Source organism: Oceanobacillus sp. FSL W7-1281 (genome assembly GCF_037969835.1).
Classification (GTDB): Bacteria; Bacillota; Bacilli; order Bacillales; family Amphibacillaceae; genus Oceanobacillus; species Oceanobacillus oncorhynchi.
Map to the genome: position 1 here is coordinate 1,500,509 of NZ_CP150214.1, position 18,017 is coordinate 1,518,525.

General features: G+C 38.5%; 23 protein-coding genes. 16 read left to right on the forward strand and 7 right to left on the reverse strand.

Annotation, left to right across the window (positions count from 1 at the left end; all coding sequences use genetic code 11):
* Window positions 1-19 precede the first annotated feature (19 nt).
* The 3 genes from MKX55_RS07545 to MKX55_RS07555 all read left to right on the forward strand — a co-directional run bounded on the left by MKX55_RS07545 (window position 20) and on the right by MKX55_RS07555 (window position 2,115).
* Complete coding sequence (locus MKX55_RS07545; protein ID WP_339237305.1) at window positions 20-313, forward strand: hypothetical protein; 294 nt, start codon at window positions 20-22, stop codon at window positions 311-313.
* A 299-nt stretch (window positions 314-612) separates the two neighbouring features.
* The gene (locus tag MKX55_RS07550; RefSeq protein WP_339237307.1) at window positions 613-1,245 is read left to right on the forward strand and encodes a LysE family transporter; all 633 of its coding nucleotides are present in this window, start codon (window positions 613-615) and stop codon (window positions 1,243-1,245) included.
* Between the two features lie 291 nt (window positions 1,246-1,536).
* Window positions 1,537-2,115: a histidine phosphatase family protein gene (locus MKX55_RS07555; RefSeq protein WP_339237310.1), complete on the forward strand. Its 579-nt coding sequence runs from the start codon at window positions 1,537-1,539 to the stop codon at window positions 2,113-2,115.
* A 106-nt stretch (window positions 2,116-2,221) separates the two neighbouring features.
* Here the strand turns inward: MKX55_RS07555 and MKX55_RS07560 are convergent, their stop codons facing one another.
* Together MKX55_RS07560 and MKX55_RS07565 are read right to left on the reverse strand one after the other, a co-directional pair.
* Window positions 2,222-2,689, reverse strand: coding sequence for a hypothetical protein (locus MKX55_RS07560; protein ID WP_339237312.1), 468 nt, complete (start codon window positions 2,687-2,689; stop codon window positions 2,222-2,224).
* A 7-nt stretch (window positions 2,690-2,696) separates the two neighbouring features.
* On the reverse strand, window positions 2,697-2,900 hold the full coding sequence (locus MKX55_RS07565) for a helix-turn-helix transcriptional regulator (RefSeq protein ID WP_339183758.1): 204 nt from the start codon (window positions 2,898-2,900) through the stop codon (window positions 2,697-2,699).
* A gap of 442 nt (window positions 2,901-3,342) precedes the next feature.
* On the opposite strand from MKX55_RS07565, the gene MKX55_RS07570 reads away from it, so the two are divergent.
* From MKX55_RS07570 to MKX55_RS07600, 7 genes are all read left to right on the forward strand, one after another.
* Complete coding sequence (locus MKX55_RS07570; protein WP_339237314.1) at window positions 3,343-4,035, forward strand: thioredoxin domain-containing protein; 693 nt, start codon at window positions 3,343-3,345, stop codon at window positions 4,033-4,035.
* A 10-nt stretch (window positions 4,036-4,045) separates the two neighbouring features.
* Entirely contained in the window at window positions 4,046-4,459 is a 414-nt protein-coding gene (locus MKX55_RS07575; RefSeq protein WP_339238457.1) for a disulfide oxidoreductase, read from the forward strand.
* Between the two features lie 127 nt (window positions 4,460-4,586).
* Window positions 4,587-5,414, forward strand: a complete 828-nt coding sequence (locus tag MKX55_RS07580) for an AraC family transcriptional regulator (protein ID WP_339237318.1) — start codon at window positions 4,587-4,589, stop codon at window positions 5,412-5,414.
* The gene (locus MKX55_RS07585; protein WP_042532890.1) at window positions 5,414-5,836 is read left to right on the forward strand and encodes a DUF2000 domain-containing protein; all 423 of its coding nucleotides are present in this window, start codon (window positions 5,414-5,416) and stop codon (window positions 5,834-5,836) included. The genes MKX55_RS07580 and MKX55_RS07585 overlap by 1 nt, the downstream gene beginning before the upstream one ends.
* An 18-nt stretch (window positions 5,837-5,854) precedes the next feature.
* Window positions 5,855-6,481 (forward strand): LysE family translocator, encoded by a 627-nt coding sequence (locus MKX55_RS07590; RefSeq protein WP_339237322.1) that lies wholly within the window; start codon window positions 5,855-5,857, stop codon window positions 6,479-6,481.
* A 223-nt stretch (window positions 6,482-6,704) separates the two neighbouring features.
* A complete protein-coding gene (locus tag MKX55_RS07595) occupies window positions 6,705-7,199 on the forward strand; it encodes an Lrp/AsnC family transcriptional regulator (RefSeq protein WP_042532894.1) in 495 nt (164 codons plus the stop codon).
* On the forward strand, window positions 7,196-8,377 hold the full coding sequence (locus tag MKX55_RS07600) for an aminotransferase (RefSeq protein ID WP_339237324.1): 1,182 nt from the start codon (window positions 7,196-7,198) through the stop codon (window positions 8,375-8,377). Before MKX55_RS07595 ends, MKX55_RS07600 begins: the two co-directional genes overlap by 4 nt.
* A 60-nt stretch (window positions 8,378-8,437) precedes the next feature.
* On the opposite strand, the gene MKX55_RS07605 is transcribed toward MKX55_RS07600, so the two are convergent.
* Both MKX55_RS07605 and MKX55_RS07610 read right to left on the reverse strand, forming a co-directional pair.
* Entirely contained in the window at window positions 8,438-9,370 is a 933-nt protein-coding gene (locus MKX55_RS07605; protein ID WP_339237326.1) for an aldo/keto reductase, read from the reverse strand.
* A gap of 89 nt (window positions 9,371-9,459) precedes the next feature.
* Window positions 9,460-10,095: a pentapeptide repeat-containing protein gene (locus MKX55_RS07610; protein ID WP_339237328.1), complete on the reverse strand. Its 636-nt coding sequence runs from the start codon at window positions 10,093-10,095 to the stop codon at window positions 9,460-9,462.
* Between the two features lie 141 nt (window positions 10,096-10,236).
* Between MKX55_RS07610 and MKX55_RS07615 the strand changes: the two genes are divergently transcribed.
* The 6 genes from MKX55_RS07615 (at window position 10,237) to MKX55_RS07640 (ending at window position 15,427) form a co-directional block, all read left to right on the forward strand.
* Window positions 10,237-10,692, forward strand: a complete 456-nt coding sequence (locus MKX55_RS07615; RefSeq protein ID WP_339237330.1) for an 8-oxo-dGTP diphosphatase — start codon at window positions 10,237-10,239, stop codon at window positions 10,690-10,692.
* Window positions 10,693-10,715: 23 nt separating this feature from the next.
* Window positions 10,716-11,141 (forward strand): DnaA N-terminal domain-containing protein, encoded by a 426-nt coding sequence (locus MKX55_RS07620; protein WP_212928254.1) that lies wholly within the window; start codon window positions 10,716-10,718, stop codon window positions 11,139-11,141.
* 184 nt (window positions 11,142-11,325) lie between these two features.
* Entirely contained in the window at window positions 11,326-12,255 is a 930-nt protein-coding gene (locus MKX55_RS07625; RefSeq protein WP_256705978.1) for a DUF2268 domain-containing protein, read from the forward strand.
* Window positions 12,230-13,027 (forward strand): MerR family transcriptional regulator, encoded by a 798-nt coding sequence (locus MKX55_RS07630; RefSeq protein ID WP_042532907.1) that lies wholly within the window; start codon window positions 12,230-12,232, stop codon window positions 13,025-13,027. Before MKX55_RS07625 ends, MKX55_RS07630 begins: the two co-directional genes overlap by 26 nt.
* A gap of 57 nt (window positions 13,028-13,084) precedes the next feature.
* Entirely contained in the window at window positions 13,085-14,083 is a 999-nt protein-coding gene (locus tag MKX55_RS07635; RefSeq protein WP_339237333.1) for an acryloyl-CoA reductase, read from the forward strand.
* Window positions 14,084-14,491: 408 nt separating this feature from the next.
* The gene (locus tag MKX55_RS07640; protein ID WP_339183779.1) at window positions 14,492-15,427 is read left to right on the forward strand and encodes a YitT family protein; all 936 of its coding nucleotides are present in this window, start codon (window positions 14,492-14,494) and stop codon (window positions 15,425-15,427) included.
* A gap of 58 nt (window positions 15,428-15,485) precedes the next feature.
* Here the strand turns inward: MKX55_RS07640 and MKX55_RS07645 are convergent, their stop codons facing one another.
* The 3 genes from MKX55_RS07645 to MKX55_RS07655 are packed head-to-tail and all read right to left on the reverse strand — an operon-like array spanning window position 15,486 to window position 17,960.
* Window positions 15,486-15,689: a DUF1648 domain-containing protein gene (locus tag MKX55_RS07645; protein ID WP_212928255.1), complete on the reverse strand. Its 204-nt coding sequence runs from the start codon at window positions 15,687-15,689 to the stop codon at window positions 15,486-15,488.
* Window positions 15,690-15,694: 5 nt separating this feature from the next.
* On the reverse strand, window positions 15,695-17,257 hold the full coding sequence (locus MKX55_RS07650; RefSeq protein ID WP_339237338.1) for a hypothetical protein: 1,563 nt from the start codon (window positions 17,255-17,257) through the stop codon (window positions 15,695-15,697).
* A complete protein-coding gene (locus tag MKX55_RS07655) occupies window positions 17,229-17,960 on the reverse strand; it encodes an ABC transporter ATP-binding protein (RefSeq protein ID WP_339237341.1) in 732 nt (243 codons plus the stop codon). The genes MKX55_RS07650 and MKX55_RS07655 overlap by 29 nt, the downstream gene beginning before the upstream one ends.
* Window positions 17,961-18,017 lie beyond the last annotated feature (57 nt).

Genomic DNA, 18,017 nt, shown 5'->3' on the forward strand with positions numbered 1-18,017 from the left:
CTAACAGGAGGAAGGTAAAGTGAAAAAAATAATTACTGGCATTACGCCAATTTTGCTGCTTGTTCTTGCTTTAACATTCATGACTAATTACAAACAATGGGACGACCTGTCTGACACAGAACGATATCAAATCCGAAATTATGTTGCGGCGGCGGAAGCGGCAGATTCTGAGTCTGCAGATGCTCCAGAAGAAGAACAGGCTGAAAATAACGTTGCCAGCGCAAATAATGACAAAAATGATGAAGAGCAAGATGAAGAAGATGATGAGCAGGATGAAAGCAATAACGTAGATGCTTCTAGCGCTGAGGAATAAAATGATAGAAAAAGAGGTTCATATATTGAGCCTCTTTTTTATATGCGCAATGAATAACCCATCATATTCGTTTTATGTATTTTAAAGGTGCGGTTTATTCGGGCAATTAGAAGGTTGCTAATTAATTATATCTTTTTTATTTAAAAAGATATTCAGAGAGTGTTAGCTTATCTTTACCATCAGAAAGCAGTTTCCCGCCCTTTCGGAAAGAATAAATATAAAAGGAAATGTATAGATATACATTTGTTGTATTTTATAGTATGATAGAAAATATTTTCTTTTTGGGAGGAACGAATGATATGGCATTATTTTTTACATATGTGATAGCAGGACTTGCTATTGCAATGCCAGTGGGAGCGATTACCGTTGAAATGACAAAGCAGGGTCTAAAAAATGGGTTTATGCATGGCTGGGCTGTAGGATTAGGCGGAATGACAATCGATTTTGTTTTAATTGCTGCACTTTATTTAGGTTTAGCATCTATTCTGCAATTACCTTTTATACAAATTCCTATGTGGCTGGTCGGCGCAGTCTTTTTATTTCTGATTGGTTATGAATCGATTAAAAATGCTGATAGTGATATTACATTGGCAGGGGAAAAACCTGCTAAATCCATACGCTCCTCCTACCGAAATGGATTACTTGTGGCTATTTCGTCAGGAAATGTTGTGTTTTGGCTGAGTGTTTTTGGAGCTGTTTTAAGTAACACATATAATCCAGAGCAGCCATCCAATTTCTTACTTATTGCTGCTGGGATTTTAACAGGAATTTTACTGCATGATATCGGTTTGCTGGCGATTGTAGCTACAACGCGAAAAGTAATGAACCGGGCAATGATCAAAGGATTTTCTATTATTGCCGGTATCGTACTAATTGGTTTTTCCGGGTATTTTGTTTATGAATTTTTTAAGGTTATAACAGATATGATTTAAGTCAGCGGCTGGCCTAATTAAACTAGATAGATAGCGGAATTATTGTACTTCAAGCCGAATTGCATCGTAAAGAAAGCCTTTTTTGATTTATAGGCTTTCTTTTCTAGTGTATGGATATCCATCTTTACTTTCTTTGAAAATCAAACTCTGCCTTTTATTATTTAAGCTTGGGGCAGAAGTCAAAGATAGGATAAGCGTATTCTGCTTTCCATAAGTTTTGAAAAATGATAGGCTCATAACAAAGTTAACATGTTGAATGCTATGATTATGGATAAAGAGAGGAAGAAAAAGATGGAGAAAACATTATATTTAATGCGGCATGGGGAAACACTCTTTAATCAGCAGAAAAAGATTCAAGGCTGGTGTGATTCGCCATTAACAGAAAAAGGAATGAACCAAGCTAAAATTGCAGCGGAATATTTTTCCGACAATGAAATTACCTTTGACAGCGCCTATGCTTCAACTTCTGAACGAGCCTGTGATACATTAGAACTAATTACGGATATGCCATATAAGCGAGTAAAGGGACTAAAAGAATGGAATTTCGGAACGTTTGAAGCGGAACATGAATACTTGAATCCGCAGCTTCCTTATAGAGATTTTTTTGTGGCTTATGGCGGTGAAGAAGAAATGCAATTGAGAAAGCGGGTTTCGGATACGCTGCTGAAAATAATGCAGGAGGAAAAGGGGAACACTGTATTGGCTGTTTCTCATGGCGCCTCCTGCCGGCAATTTATGCGAACCTGGAGTCATACCAGTCAAATTGACCAGCAAAGCGGAATGGCTAACTGCTGTATTTTGAAATTTAAATTTGATAAAGATACGTTTGAATTAGTGGAAATCATTAATCATGATTATTCTCACCTTTAGTCAGCGGAGTAAGCCTGTAACTAAATCAGGCTTACTATAAGTCTGCCAATTGTATAAAACCGCTTATATCAATAGTTATTTTATGATATTGCTTGTAGCTTGCAGATTAATCCTTTGAATCAAGTATTATCCAGACAGTCAGATACGAGAGAAACCCTATAATAAGACTGCCTCCCAGCATGCCGATAACCATGATTTGTAAGGTTTTGATATCTGTAATGAACAAACCGAGTCCGAAGCACAGAAAAAGAAGAACAACCCATAAGGAGATCAGCATTTTAAAGGTAATCAGACTGGCTTTTTTGGAGATTAGCTCCTCCCGTTCATCATGCGTGCTGAATTCTCCCTTTCGAGTGCTATAGCCTTCATTATTCTTTTTCCTCCCGTACCAAAATCGGGCAATGCCAAAAATAATTAGCCAGCCTAAAAATAAAAACCAAAAAATGCCGAATTCAAAGGAAAAAGAAAAAGAGCCTTTATTTACAGTAGCAGTTAGAACCGTTTGTATCATTCCCAAGGTCAGGAGCAGTATCATAATGATATTCCCCGTTTGTTCAAATATAATTTTCTTCATAGCAGGATCACTCCTCATCTAAATAAAAAATAACGTTAATATCTGTTTCCAGTACTTTTGCTATCTGTAATGCCAACAATAAAGAAGGCGTGTAATTGCCCTTTTCCAAAGAAACAATCGTTTTTCTGGATACATCGACCTTATTTGCCAATGCCTCCTGTGTCATCTTTTTTTGCTTTCTAAATGTCTGCACCTTATTGATAACGATCATGACATCTCTCTTCTCTTTAGTGATGTGAAGTTGACTTCTCATTTTATGTTATCAAAAGCAAAATGAGAAGTCAACTTTACATTTTTAATGTATCTTTATTGCAATAAAACAGCCTATTTGTTCGTGGTGATATAGTTTTACTTTATGTATCGATTTTCTATCTTTTAAGAGGGAGTTCAAAATTCTAGCAAATGACAGGATGCTTGACCTTCTTGCCTTGTATAGAGTACTTTTTTTATAAACATTTTAATTGCAAGGTTAGACAAAACGAAGATGTTTTGATATTGTCATAAAAGTGACAATCAAATAGGTGTACGACTGTAAAAAATAATGTATATTGGTACTGTATTTAAATTTTTGTTACAAAGTTACTTTTTGTAATTTCAGGCTGAGCAAAATGACATTTATATGTTATATTTACCTAGATAGGAGAGATGTTTATATGAAAAAATCGCCATTAAAAGTAATCGTAACGATAACGTTAATAGTTGTTGCGCTGTTGGTGTTACTGGTTGTGCTCGTAAACCGGGACTCAGAATCTTTTGGAAGGGAATTTGATGAAGCACCTTCCACAGAAGGACAACCAATCTATGGAGACTCAGACGCTCCAGTAACTGTTGTCGAATTTGGAGATTATAAATGTCCTGGGTGTAAAGCATGGGACGAAACTATTTTTCCACAATTGGAAGCGGACTATATAGATAATGGAGACGTGCAATTTTCATATGTCAATATATTGTTCCATGGAGAAGAGTCACGATTAGCTTCATTAGCTGCGGAAGCTGTCTATGTGCAGAACCCTGATGCGTATTGGGATTTCCATCATGCCCTGTTTGATGACCAGCCACAAAATCAGCAAGCGACATGGGTAACCAACGATAAAATAGAGGAAATTGCTGATGGGGTTGAGGGAATTGATACAGAGGCATTAATGGAAGATATCGAAGCGGCATTAGCGGAGGATGTAGAAAATAATCCGCTTATGGATGAACTTGTAATAGATGATAATTTAAGAAATCAGTATGAAGTGGAATCAACTCCAACGATTATGGTTAATAATGTTAAGATAGACGATGATGATACGTTTGATTACGAGGTTATCCAAGCAGCGATTGACGAAGCGTTAGGTGAATAAGATGAATAAACTGGATATGAGACAGCTTTATATGTATTTTGCCTGGGTCGTTTCTTTAGTTGCCACCTTAGGAAGCCTTTATTTTAGTGAAATAAAAGGATTTATACCGTGTGAATTATGCTGGTATCAGCGGATTGCGATGTATCCATTGGCCTTTATCCTTGGAGTAGCTACGTTCAAACAGGAATTTACAATCAAAAAGTATGTACTGCCCATTGCCATTATCGGCTGGTGTATTTCGCTGTATCATTATCTTCAGCAAAAAGTACCGGGGTTTGCCCCGTTAAAGCCATGTGTTGGCGGGGTGCCTTGTAATGCAGAATATATAAATTGGTTCGGTTTTATGACGATACCATTTTTAGCCTTCATTGCTTTCACTCTAATTATTATTTTTATGCTGCTTATGAAATCGAATAAAAAGTAAGTAACAGCCGCCGGAAAACTTTTCGGCGGCTGTTTTATGTAAAAAAGCGCAATATCATACAAGAAAATACAGAGAGTATTTGTTAGTTTAGAAGAAGGTTAAGCGGTGTAAGGAGGGAGAAATAAGTATGGCAGATGAAACGCGAACGATTTATTTAGATCCGGATTTAGATGTGGAAGCATATCGTTTTAAAGGAATCACACAAAAGTTTCCGGCTCATTTTCATGATTATTATGTGATTGGTTTTATCGAGGAAGGAGAACGTGAGTTAATCTGCCAGGGAGAAGACTATGCAATCCAGCCGGGTGATGTACTTATTTTCAATCCGTACGATACACATAGCTGTGAGCAGGTGGATGGAGGGACATTGGATTATCGCTGTATTAATGTAAGAACAGATGTGATGAAAAAAGCGATGTTTGAGATGAAGGGAGAAGAGGTTCTTCCGCATTTTAAAGAAAGTGTTTTGTATCAGAGTGAGGCAGCATCTGCTTTAAAAGACCTTCACCTGAGAATGACGGAGGAAGAGGATGCATTCCAAAAAGAAGAGCTGTTTCTATATTTATTGGAAGAGCTTATTGAGATAAATTCGGACTTGACTATCCCGGAAAAAGAACTGGAATCCTCCCAAAAAGTGCAGAAAATCAGCAATTATTTAGAAGAGCATTATGCTGAAAAAATTTCATTACAAGCGTTAAGCGATTTAACAGGATGGAGCAAATATTATTTATTGAGATCCTTTACCAGACAAAAGGGAATTTCTCCTTACAGCTATTTGGAAACAATTCGGGTGAACCATGCAAAAAGGCTGTTAGAACAAGGAGTGAAGCCGATTGAAGTAGCTTTCCTGACGGGGTTCAGTGATCAAAGCCATTTGACCAGGTTTTTTAAGAGCATGATTGGATTAACACCGAAGCAATATATGAAGATTTTTGAACGGAACGGAGAGATATAATGCATTCGATGGAAACGAAATGTGTACTTGTTATCGATGAAAATCTGCCTTTAGGATTAATTGCCAATACGGCAGCTATTCTCGGGGTCACACTTGGAAAGGAAGCCCCTGAAATGGCAGGGGAGAATGTAACGGATTTATCTGGTGTGGAGCATGCAGGAATTGTAAAAACACCTATTCCTATTTTAAAGGGAAATGCCGGACTGCTTCATGAATTAAGAGATAAAACAATGACAGAGACGTTTGCTGACCTGACTGTTGTTGATTTTTCCAATGCAGCGCAAAGCTGTAAAACGTATGTGGAATACATAGCAAAGCTTCAGGAGAAATCGAAATCAGATTATCTGTATTATGGACTGGGGATCTATGGAGAAAAGAAAAAAGTGAATCAATTAACAGGCAGTCTTGCGTTACTAAGATAACTGAAAGGAGCATGCGGGATGGATAATTTACTGGCATATATCCTGATGGCGTTGATAATGTCCATGCTGCCGGGGACTGATACGGTATTGATGATGAAAAATACCTTCCGTTATGGTGCAAAGGCTGGCTGTGCTACCATACTCGGGATAGCATTTGTACTCACCTTCTGGACCATGATTGCTGTCTTTGGACTGTCTGTTGTGATTGCCCAGTCAGTTTTTCTTTTCAATATCATTAAATATCTTGGAGCTGCTTATCTCATTTATTTAGGGATCCGGGCTTTCATTTCAAGAGATACCTTCTCCATGGAAGCTGTATCAGAGAAAAATGATAATAGGAAAACAGCAAAACCTTATTATAAAGATTCTTTTTTTCAGGGGGCCATCAGTAATATATTGAATCCGAAAACGGTTGTAGTATACATCACTTTTATGCCGCAATTTATAGATATAAGCGGGAACGTCAATCAGCAGCTGATTTTTCTTGGATGTATCTTAACGCTGATAGCGTCAGGCTGGTTTTTTATGCTGGTTTATTTTTTAGATACGATGAAGCGTTGGCTGAAAAAGCCTGGATTTCAAAAGGTTTTTCAAAAATGTGCCGGACTGCTATTAATGGGTTTTGGCGTAAAGCTGGTTATTTAGAACTTTTTCTGCAGAAAGAGAGATTTTCCTTTGATAGACTTCCAGATTTTAATGTGTTTGCGATTTCATCTCCAAAAAATAGAAATGCTTGATATATACAAAACAAAAGATTTAAAATATTTGGGGACAGAAATGAATTTATCCTGTCGAATATGTTATGATGGAATATAATCCAGACACGAGATTGGATATTGGACAGAAATGGTAAAGGAGTCAAAGGAGAATGACAGAAAAAGAATTAGAAATTTTGAGAATTATAGAAGAAGATGCGCGAATTGATTACAATACATTAGCGAAAATGACAAATATAAGTGAAGAAGAAATTCAAACGATTTTAAAAAAATTAGAGAAAATGAAGGTTATCTTAAACTATTCTGCAGTGGTGGATTGGAGCAAGGTGCCACAGGCTGAACAGGTAACAGCGATGATCGATGTGAAGGTAACTCCAAAACGCGGCGTGGGATTTGATGAGGTTGCAGAGCGTATTTATCGCTTTTCTGAGGTGCAGGCCTTATACCTTATGTCCGGTGCATACGATCTTCAGGTAGTGATTGAAGGAAAAACGATGCAGGAGATTGCCCGCTTTGTTTCAGAAAAACTCTCATCCATCGATTCTGTGATTTCAACGACAACCCATTTTCAGTTGAAGAAGTATAAGCACGACGGAATTATTTTTGAAGAAGGCGAAGAAGATCGCAGAATTGTGGTGACACCATGAGTCAAGTAAGTGTAAAAACGAAAAATCGTTTATCATCACGTATCCAGGATATTAAGCCATCCGGCATCCGAAGATTTTTTGACTTAGCTTCTTCGATGGATAATATTATTTCTTTAGGTGTCGGAGAGCCTGATTTTACAACACCATGGAATATTCGTGAGGCAAGTATTTCATCGATGGAAAGGGGATTTACTGCTTATTCAGCGAATGCCGGTGTACTTGAATTAAGACAGGAAATAACAAAATATATGGACCAGCGCTTTGAAGTGGATTATGACCCAGAATCAGAGGTGCTTGTCACTGTCGGGGCAAGTGAAGCCATCGATATTGGCTGCCGCGCCATTCTGGACCCGGGTGATGAAGTCATTATTGTCGAGCCTGGATTTGTATCCTATGCGCCGCTTGTATCCATGGCTGGAGGTGTGCCGGTTTCGGTAGGGACAAAAATAGAAGATGATTTTAAAGTATCAGCGGAACAGATTCGGGCAGTGCTCACAGAAAAAACGAAGGCGTTAATGATCAGCTTCCCGAATAACCCTACTGGTGCTGTGATGTTAAAAGAAGATCTGCAGGAAATAGCAACGTTAGCAGAAGAACATGATTTGATTGTCTTTTCTGATGAGATTTATGCAGAATTAAGCTATGATCACAAGCATGTCAGCTTTGCGGCGCTGGATGGGATGAAGGAGAGAACGATTTTAATTTCCGGATTCTCCAAGGCTTTTGCAATGACAGGCTGGCGCTTGGGCTTTGTAATGGCACCGCCTGATTTGTTGGCAGCAATGCTGAAGCTGCATCAGTACAGCTTAATGTGCGCACCGACAATGGCGCAGTATGGAGCGTTAGAGGCTTTGAAGAGCGGAATGGATGATGTGGAAAGAATGACGCAATCCTATAAGCAGAGACGCGGATTTTTTGTAGAGTCTTTTGCAGAGATGGGCTTAGCCTGTCATATGCCTGGAGGCGCATTTTATGCATTTCCGTCTATTAAAGCAACTGGATTATCTTCGGAAGAATTTGCGGAGAAATTATTGTATGAAGAGCATGTTGCTGTGGTGCCGGGGGATATCTTTGGTGCTGGCGGAGAAGGGCACATCCGCTGCTCTTATGCGACTTCGATGGAAAATCTGCAGGAAGCTACGAAGCGGATGAATCGTTTTGTCAGTAAATATTTGTAACCGAAAACCCGCGTATTGTTTTTCATTTAAAACAATACGCGGGTTTTTATCTTTAAACGATTAAGCAAAGATATTGCTGATTTTTTGAATATCATCTTCAGATAATGAAATCTCAGCAGCTCTTTTGTTGCTCAACACCTGTTCTGGGCGTTTTGCGCCAGGAATAATCACATCAACTGAGTCTTGAGAGAAATACCAGGCCAGAACAATATGAGCAACCTCTTCTCCATGTTTATCTGCGATTTTTCTTACCTGGTCTACTTTTTCCAGGTTATCCAGGAACTGCTGCCCTTGGAAATTTGGTTTTTCTGCCCGTAAATCAGAAAAAGTGGTGTTCTTATCATATTTCCCAGCTAATAAACCAGATTCCAATGGGAAGTAAGGAATAAATGTGATGTTATTTTCCGCAGTATAAGGGAAAAAGTCTTTTTCAGCATCACGATTTAATAGGTTATATTCTGCCTGCAACACATCTACATAACCATCTTGGTTAGCATCCTTTAATTGCTCGGGCGTAAAATTGGAAACACCGATGGAGCGGATTTTTCCTTGATCTTTTAATTCTTTTAAAGCACCGACAGCTTCTGCTTTCGGCGTGTCTTCATCAGGGAAATGGATATAAAACAAATCAATATAATCTGTCTGTGTACGCTTCAACGCGTCGTCAACAGATTGCTTTAAAAATGCCGGTGAATTATCCATTACCGTATCGTTGCCGACAAATTTATGCGCAGCCTTCGTTGCCAACACGATATTCTCACGCTTATATTCTTGAATAACCTCGCCAACTAATTCTTCCGAGCGCTTTGGTCCATAAATAAATGCTGTATCCAGCATATTAATCCCATTATCCAGTGCTGTGCGGACAACGTCTTTTCCTTGTTCTTCATCCAGCATATCCGGATAAATGTTATGACCTCCTACCGCATTGGTTCCTAAGCCGATAGGATGTACAGAAACATCTGATTTACCTAAGTTTACATGTTTAACCATTATAAAACTCCTTTTCCGATTGATTTACTCTATTATGAATATACCACAAAATAGGATGATTAAACATAAGTTAACAAATGCATCTGTTATTATTCTTTAACGACTAATCCAATCAGAGAAGCAAATTGAATCGCTTGATAAGAGGAAACTTTACAGCCTTTTAAGCTTTCTAATGAAACGGTCAATGTTTCAAAGCTGGAAGAGCTGATATCGATTCCTTTCAGTGTAGTCTGTTCAAAATTCGCTTCATTTAAATCACAGCGGTTGAACTCGATTTTCTTGAATTTACAATTGTAGAAATCAATATTGGTTAATACGGATTCATTAAATATCACCTTTTCGAGCTTTCCATTTCCGAAAGCAGCCAGATTTAAAGTGGAATCATCAAATCGGACATTGCCAATGGACGATTCCGGGAATTCACAGCCGACCAGTTTGCAATGAATAAACTCCACGCGGTGGATAGAGGATTTCGTCAAATTCACATTGGATAGATCACAGTTTTCAAAGCGAACATCTGTCAGTTCTATATTTTCAAAGTCTGTCTGATTGAATTGGCAATTTTTGATAACCGCATCGTAAATCCGTACACGCTCCACCACTTCGTTGGTAAATTCTGTCCCAGTGATTTCACACGTTTCCAGTAACGGATCCTCTTCGTAAAAAATATCAGTAAATCTTTTTTCAGTTAATACAGGAGAAATTTTTGGAATGTCTATTTTCATGTTATACCTTCTTTCCTTAGCCTCTTTTACATTATCATTCTAATGTTGCATTTTTTCCATCATAACATATTTTCCTTTCACGATATTTGTAGAATGGTATACTAGACAGTAAGGAAATATAGACGAAAAAGGGGAGTCAGCATGGGGCGATCGGAAGCAGCAATTTTCACCAATATGTGCATGATTGAAAATGGACAGGGACAGATTTTGGTTCAAGACAGACAAAATAAAAATTGGCCGGGAATCACTTTCCCCGGAGGACATATTGAAAAAGAGGAGTCATTCCATGATGCAGTAGTCCGGGAAGTAGAGGAAGAGACAGGCCTGCATATAAAACAACCTGTGCTGTGCGGAACGAAGCAATTCCAGACGAACCAAGATGAAAGGTACGTCGTTTTACTTTATAAAACAAATTCTTTTTCTGGAGAATTAAAGAGTTCGGATGAAGGAGAGGTTTTTTGGATTGATAAAGCTGCATTGCCCGATTATCCATTAGCGCCTGATTTTATGGAGATGTATAAGGTATTTGTAGATGAGAGGATTTCAGAGTTCTATTATAACCAGCGCAATGAAAAGAAAGAAGTTGTCTTATTTTAATTATATAGAGGGAGGAAAACAATATGGATATATGGGGAAAAGTTTTAGAAAAACTAAGCAGTGATTTATCTAAACCAAGTTTTGACACATGGCTGAAAAACACGACAGTGGAATGGGACGAAGATGAATTAACAGTATTTGCAGCGAATGAATTTACGATTGATTGGCTGGAGACTCAATATAGTGAACGGATTGGGGAGGCTGTAAAAGAAGTAACGGGAGAAGATTATATTATCTGCTTTGCAGTAGAGGAGAAGGATGCTGACTCTATTTTTTCTACTACCCGTTTAGAATCATTCTCATATGAAACGGACAGCATCAGCAGGTTAGAGGCAAAGATAGACCGTCTGGAGGAGAAAGTGCAGCGGCTGATCGATGTGAAACGCTTGGATGAAAGAGCTGCATTGCTGGAAGAAAAAATAAGTAAGCTGGAGCAGCAGATGAAGTGATGTTTAAAAAAATGCTCCTATAGCAAAAGTAATAACTTTGGTCTTATAAATTAAGAAAAATCTCAGTAATTTCTATTGCTGAGATTTTTCATGTGTATGCAGCAGATTATTTCATCTTTTCATATTGACCTTCACGTTACGTCATACTGTAAGTTAAAAATAAACTTTGAAAAGGTGTGATAAAATGAATATCAACATATTACGTTCGGATAAGATTTATAAGAAGGTCATAGCTAGTCCACCAGAAGAAAAAACAGAGTTGTATCGACGGGAGATGCTTGGTCCTTACAAGAAAAAGTGGGAAATACAGCAGATTCCATTCCATGCGGAGGAGGAAAATGGATTTGATGTGATGACAATAAATAATATGGCACATCTGTCACCGGAGATGATAACAACTGAAGTTGAATCAGACATGAAACAGATTTCCTCTGATGCGTTATGGGGTGAATTAAAGCAAACATTGGAACACTGCTTAAACCAATTTACACAGCATGGGATCCATTTACCTGTGTCTGAATATTTATTTACGATTTTGTTAGGCAGTCCGGACAGCAAAATCTTGCAGCTAAGTGAAGGATATAGTGGGGAAGGAGGGATTCCCGGCTACATTATTCTAAGCTTGCTTCCAAATGAGTATACGTTAAAAAGATTAAAACCTGCTTTAGCACATGAATGTAATCATAATGTCCGTTATCAATTTATTAAATGGGATGATAAAATTAATCTTGGGGAATTGATTGTCAGTGAAGGACTGGCAGAAAACTTTGCGACTTCTTTATATGGGGAAGATTTAATCGGACCTTGGGTCAGCAAAACAGATGCTGATACATTGAATCATATTATCAAACCGGTATTGAGAGAGCATTTAGAAATCACAGGATTACAGCAAATCATGGCGTATCTTTATGGAGATGAAGTTGCTAAATTACAGGGGTTACCGGTTGCTGGAGGAGTGCCACATAGTGCCGGGTATGCATGCGGTTATTATTTAGTGAAGTATTATCTGCAAAAAACAGGGAAATCCATTGTGGAAGCAACGACACTCCCGGCTCAGGAGATATTAAGCGAGGTGGAAGCATATTGGGATGAAGAAACCATACTACACCGTTAAAGATATGATTACCATTACAGGTGTAACGAAAAGAACACTGCATTATTATGATGAAATCCATTTATTAAAGCCTTATAGCTATTCAGATAAAGGCTACCGGCTGTATAACCAGGAGGATCTCAAAAAATTGCGGACCATTTTGCTGTTAAAGGAACTAGATTTGCCCTTGAAAGAAATAGCGGCGATTATACAGTTGCCAAAACAAGAACAAAGGACGATTTTAGCCGGACATTATGAAGCGATGCAAATAAAAAAGCAAAACCTCGAGCGGACATTAGCCAATTTAAATGATTTTATTTCTGGAAAAGATATCTCTAACTTGGATATTTTTCAGGAAGGCAGCGTGCTGCCATTAAAAGAACAGTATCAAATGGAAGCTAAATATGTATATGGGGATACAGATAAGTATCAAGAATATGAAAAAAATATCAAACAAATTCCCGAAGAAGAAAGAGCTGCTGTATTTGAAGCTTTTGATCAGAATATGCAGGATGTATTCATGCAGTTTGCCAAGCTCTCAGAGGAATCACCTGCTTCTGAAAAAGTACAGCAAATCGTTCTAGAATGGAAAAGTTATCTCGAACAGTTTATGATAGGTGATACAGAAATCCTGCAATGTATTGCTTATACGTATAAGGAAGATAAAAGCTTTAAAGCATATATCAATCAATTCGGAAACGATACATTGAATGAATTTATTCATCAAGCAATTTTATACCATTGTGAAGATGAAAAGCTGTCACATAAAAATAGCAAATCAATACAGGATTGAAGCACCTAAATTCAGGGAATAATCAATTAGAATATATAGTTAGATGGAGGTTATATCATGGCAAACACATTTAAAGCACTCGTCGTAGAAAAAGAAAATGAAAAGTTAAATTTGAATGTAAAAGAAATCGAACCTTCTGATTTGCTTGAGGGCGATGTTCTAGTCGATGTAAAGTACAGCGGGATCAATTATAAAGACGGGCTTGCTGCTCATCCAAATGGAAATATTGTAAAGGAATATCCGTTTATTCCGGGAATTGATTTAGCCGGAGAAGTAATTGATTCAAAGGACGAACGCTATAAAGCAGGCGATAAAGTTATTGTTACCAGCTACGAATTAGGTGTCTCCCACTTTGGCGGATATAGTGAATATGCACGTGTTCCAGCAGAATGGATTGTGCCTCTTCCAAAAGGGTTGAGCTTAAAAGAAAGCATGATATTAGGAACAGCCGGTTTTACAGCTGCTTTATCTGTCCAGCGGTTAGAAGAGAATGGAATGAAGCCGGAAAACGGCCCTATCCTTGTCACTGGAGCAACAGGCGGTGTCGGAAGTATTGCTATTTCCCTCTTGAAAAAGAAAGGGTATCAAGTAGCAGCCAGTACAGGAAAAACCGAGGAGGCTGCTTATCTGAAACAATTAGGTGCAGACGAAGTTATTGACAGAAAAGAAGTTTATAACGGAGAGCTGAAAAAGATGGATAAGCAGAAATGGGCAGGAGCGATCGATGCAGCAGGCGGGGAGCCGTTAGCAGCTTTATTGGCGCAAATCCAGTACCGGGGCAGTGTTGCGGTCAGCGGAATGGCGGCCGGTGTCAATGTACCGTCATCTGTTTTTCCATTTATTTTACGTGGTGTTTCCCTTCTCGGGATTGATTCGGTATATTGTCCGATGGCAGAACGGAAGCATATCTGGGAGCGTTTAGCCTCTGATTTAAAATTAGATAACCTTGAAGATATGGTATATAAGGAAGCTGGATTAGAGGAATTAACAGAGATGCTGCCAGCTGTATTAGAAAGTAATCATTTGGGAAGAGTGCTTGTGAATTTAGGTGATTAATATATGTACCATGCAGAAGGAGGGCGTAGAAATGGCGTTCTCCTTCCTTTTTTTGTATAGTACTATCTTTTAAGACATGCTGAAGTAATGAAATAATTCCATTTAGCTGTTGAAAAGAAGTGTTTAGTACGTTAAAGTAACCAGTATAAGAAGATTATCTCAGTTAAAGTGCAGAAAATTACATGCCGTCTGTTTTAATTGATGCGTGGGTTCTGCCCATTTTTGTTTTTTAAATCTTTTCCTAATTCATTTAGGGAAAGGTTTTTTTCGGGTGGTTATTTCGCTTTGCTGGGATAATTACTTTATCGAATGAGGTATATCTTTTTGGGACATTATCCTGTTTTAGAGGATAAAATAGGATAACCGTTCAGAATGAACTTCACACAACTAAATAAGGAGGAATACACAATGAAGAACTATGTATTTTTAATTGCCGGTACATTTTTCTTTGCTGCTTCCGTAGCAGTCTTTGCGATGCCGAATTCTTTAGCAGAGGGAGGCGTGCCGGGGCTGGCTCTGCTTATCTACCACGAAACAGATATATCGCCTGCCATGACGACATTTATTCTGAATGCAGTTATTCTTCTGATCGGCTTTCGTTACTTGCCAAAGGACATGATTATCAAATCGCTTGTGACCATCCCGTTATTTTCATTATTTATTTATATCCTCGAAGACCTGGCTACAGGAATACCAGACCCCCTTCTGGCAGCAATTTTTGCAGGCGTATTTACCGGTGCCGGTTTTGGACTTATTTTCCGCTCAGGAAGCACGACAGGAGGAACATCGACTATCGCCCGCATGTTAAATTATAAATTCGGCTGGGAATTGACAGGAACCAATTTTGTTTTGGATGCGTCTGTTGTCATTGCCGGGATTTTTGTGATTGGTCCGGTGTACACGATGTATACAGTGCTTGCTCTGTTTATTGGAAAGAGGGTAACGGACTATGTATTAGAAGGTTTTGAAGCAAAAAGAGTGGTGCACATCTTTTCCAATAAAACAAAAGAAGTCGAACATGCGCTGCAAACTAGTCTGGGGACGCATACGACCGTATTAAAAGCAGAGGAAAATGCAGATGGTGTGGAGGAAAATCTGATTTATGTCGCCATCCCGAAGCAGCGGTTATTCTATCTGAAAAAGCTGGTCAGCAGCATTGACGAAAATGCATTCACGGTTGTGCATACGGTGAAGGATGTTACCGGTGGCAGCTTTGCAGAAGCTCATCACCCTGGGCAGAAGACATTCCGAAGCAAGAAATTGGAACGCCGCTATTATAAGAAACAGGCGGATGAAGAGAGTTTTACATCGCCTGATAATACAACAGTAAACGAAAAAGCATAAATACGTGAAGAAGGTCTTTTCCCTAGGATATGGAAAGGACCTTTTTCATATAGAGATATTAATCTCTCTTTTCTCTAAAAAATTGCCAGTAAACAGAGTAAGGAATAATCACCCCAATCAAAAGAAAAAATTTATGAACTACAATATCTGCTTCTCCCCGCCAATTAAAATGAATCGGAATCGAATCAGGCAAAAACAAAATAATGCCAAACAAAATAACGAACATGATTAAAAATACGGTGATATCCTTTTTCATCATCATTCTCCTTAGATAAATTTTATCCTGCAGGTCCGCTGATAAAAAAGCATAGCAAGACCAATCAATAGAACTGCAAGAGCCAGATAAATCACAAACAAAGGAAGTATCTGAAATAAAATAAGCACTAGCGGTACAATCATCATTGCCATTCCGGTAAATGCAGCGATTAAAACAGGCGGGCTTTGTTTAACGATATACATATCGTTTTTCCAGCTGAAATGTGGATAGGAAAAATTCAGCATCAATCCAAACGTCGTGATAAAAGCGGAATAGCTTACTGGAATTAGGATAGCCCACATCAGCTGTTCTATCGTTGGAGATAAACGGATGGTATAAGTTAGGATGCTAATAGCAAAACCAATAAAATGCAGGAAAAAGGTACAGGCTAATTTAGCATGGACCACACTTTTTTGCTCAATCGGCAGTGTTTTTAAAATCCAGACTTTATTCCCTTCCATGGATAGTGCAGCAGCTGCCGGATTACTGATTAACAGCATTGCTGCAACAAACATGGGGAATACATTGGTAACGGTCTGTATAGAAACAGGAAGCGGAATAACCGTTGTTAGTTTTTCAAATCCAAATAGAAGTAATGCCATACTAATAAAAACTAACAGCACGGTGCCTAATATCGAATTAAGCAAATAGTTGTAAGAGCTGAATAAAGCAGCTATTTCCTTTTTCCATAAAGCAACGAAGATACTTCGCTGTTTGATTGTTCGCGGTTTCATATGGTTAGTGCTTTTTAAAGTGAGAAGGCGAAGGTTCAATATTCGGTAGTATCTGCTGCCGAAAAAGGTAAGCACTAAAAACAATAAACCGCTGATAAAAAGAAAAAGCAGAATAGAAAAGCTGTCTGCAATGCTGTTAAATTGAAATAAGACGGAAGGCAGATAAATAGCTGTCATCTGACTATACACAGCGGTTCCGATATCTTGCATGCTATCTGTTTGGTTAGATTGCGTCATGATAAAATAGCTGAAAGCACCTAATAGACACAGAGATAAACAGACAGCAATCAGATTCATTTGCCGAAAATAAGCCGCCATCCGATAAACGAGACTTCCAAAAATGACACCGATACAAATTGGAATCACAGGGGCAACCAGCGCTGTGATGCAAAACAAGATAATTAAAATCGGCGAGACAATAGCATTTGTGGCCCAGACGAATAAAACAGGCAGGCTGAATAACAGACCAATCAGTAAATTGAAAAAATAGAGGTGAAGCAGCTTGCTGATAAAAATTTCTTTTTCACTGACGGGGTAAGCAGCCAGCTGTTCAAAATCGCTGCTGCCAAAGATTGTTCCATTCGCTCGTAGCAACGATAAGAAAACCATCATGATGCTGGAAACAGAAAGCATGTATCCCGGAATCATAGCTGTCTGGCCAAGACTGACCAATGTTTTGGCTGTCAGTATATTATAAGTAAGCAGAAGTATTCCCATAAGAAGCAGAACAACAGCCGTTATTTTTCCTCCATTTCCTTGCCTGCCGGAACGAAATAAATCATGGAGATGAAAGCTGTTGGCAAGGTCATTTTTAAATAATATCCATATTTTTTGATTCATTGCGAACCTCCAGGAAAATGTCTTCTAAGGTTTTTGAGCCGGCAACCTCTTCCATTAAGCCGCTTTTGACAAGCTTTCCTTTATGAATAATGGCTACCTTATTACAAAGCTTCTGGGCAACTTCTAAGACGTGCGTAGAAAAGAACACGGCGCCGCCATTATCTGCATGCTTCTGCATCAGTTTTTTTAATTGAAAGGAAGCAGTTGGATCCAGGCCGACAAATGGTTCATCCAAGATAAACAGGGATGGCTGATGTACCAGAGCAGCAATGATTGCAATCCGCTGCTTCATTCCATGAGAGTAGGAAGTGATGCTGTGATGGAGCTTGCCAGTCATTTCGAACAGGCTGCTGTATTTTTCGATAGATGATTCTCTTTCCGTAAGATTAACCTCAAAAATGTCGGCTATAAAGTTGATATACTGCATGCCGGTTAAATGCTCATAAAGGTCCGGGGTATCTGGGATATAAGCCATTCTTTTCTTACAAAGAACAGGATCATTTTTCATGGAATAGCCATCAATCGAGATCTCTCCCTCATTAAATGGATGAATGCCAACAATTGATTTGATCATCGTGGATTTTCCTGCTCCATTCGCTCCAATAAATCCGTAAATATCGCCGCTTTGAACGTGAAGGTTAATATCTGTAATTGCCTTTGTACCGTCTTCGTATATTTTTGAAACATGATTTGCTTTTAGCATAAATTCCCTCCTATTGACAAAGTGTCAGTCGTAGTGATAAAAGAAACCAATGAAGTA

Excerpts from the sequence above, each read along its gene's own strand:
- MKX55_RS07570 (WP_339237314.1), top strand. The coding sequence starts at position 3,343 with ATGAAAAAATCGCCATTAAAAGTAATCGTAACGATAACGTTAATAGTT.
- MKX55_RS07645 (WP_212928255.1), bottom strand. The coding sequence starts at position 15,689 with ATGATGATGAAAAAGGATATCACCGTATTTTTAATCATGTTCGTTATT.
- MKX55_RS07620 (WP_212928254.1), top strand. The coding sequence starts at position 10,716 with ATGGATATATGGGGAAAAGTTTTAGAAAAACTAAGCAGTGATTTATCT.
- MKX55_RS07560 (WP_339237312.1), bottom strand. The coding sequence starts at position 2,689 with ATGAAGAAAATTATATTTGAACAAACGGGGAATATCATTATGATACTG.
- MKX55_RS07615 (WP_339237330.1), top strand. The coding sequence starts at position 10,237 with ATGGGGCGATCGGAAGCAGCAATTTTCACCAATATGTGCATGATTGAA.
- MKX55_RS07580 (WP_339237318.1), top strand. The coding sequence starts at position 4,587 with ATGGCAGATGAAACGCGAACGATTTATTTAGATCCGGATTTAGATGTG.
- MKX55_RS07650 (WP_339237338.1), bottom strand. The coding sequence starts at position 17,257 with ATGAATCAAAAAATATGGATATTATTTAAAAATGACCTTGCCAACAGC.
- MKX55_RS07585 (WP_042532890.1), top strand. The coding sequence starts at position 5,414 with ATGCATTCGATGGAAACGAAATGTGTACTTGTTATCGATGAAAATCTG.
- MKX55_RS07605 (WP_339237326.1), bottom strand. The coding sequence starts at position 9,370 with ATGGTTAAACATGTAAACTTAGGTAAATCAGATGTTTCTGTACATCCT.
- MKX55_RS07550 (WP_339237307.1), top strand. The coding sequence starts at position 613 with ATGGCATTATTTTTTACATATGTGATAGCAGGACTTGCTATTGCAATG.
- MKX55_RS07590 (WP_339237322.1), top strand. The coding sequence starts at position 5,855 with ATGGATAATTTACTGGCATATATCCTGATGGCGTTGATAATGTCCATG.
- MKX55_RS07610 (WP_339237328.1), bottom strand. The coding sequence starts at position 10,095 with ATGAAAATAGACATTCCAAAAATTTCTCCTGTATTAACTGAAAAAAGA.
- MKX55_RS07655 (WP_339237341.1), bottom strand. The coding sequence starts at position 17,960 with ATGCTAAAAGCAAATCATGTTTCAAAAATATACGAAGACGGTACAAAG.
- MKX55_RS07640 (WP_339183779.1), top strand. The coding sequence starts at position 14,492 with ATGAAGAACTATGTATTTTTAATTGCCGGTACATTTTTCTTTGCTGCT.
- MKX55_RS07600 (WP_339237324.1), top strand. The coding sequence starts at position 7,196 with ATGAGTCAAGTAAGTGTAAAAACGAAAAATCGTTTATCATCACGTATC.
- MKX55_RS07555 (WP_339237310.1), top strand. The coding sequence starts at position 1,537 with ATGGAGAAAACATTATATTTAATGCGGCATGGGGAAACACTCTTTAAT.
- MKX55_RS07630 (WP_042532907.1), top strand. The coding sequence starts at position 12,230 with ATGAAGAAACCATACTACACCGTTAAAGATATGATTACCATTACAGGT.
- MKX55_RS07625 (WP_256705978.1), top strand. The coding sequence starts at position 11,326 with ATGAATATCAACATATTACGTTCGGATAAGATTTATAAGAAGGTCATA.
- MKX55_RS07635 (WP_339237333.1), top strand. The coding sequence starts at position 13,085 with ATGGCAAACACATTTAAAGCACTCGTCGTAGAAAAAGAAAATGAAAAG.
- MKX55_RS07595 (WP_042532894.1), top strand. The coding sequence starts at position 6,705 with ATGACAGAAAAAGAATTAGAAATTTTGAGAATTATAGAAGAAGATGCG.
- MKX55_RS07565 (WP_339183758.1), bottom strand. The coding sequence starts at position 2,900 with ATGATCGTTATCAATAAGGTGCAGACATTTAGAAAGCAAAAAAAGATG.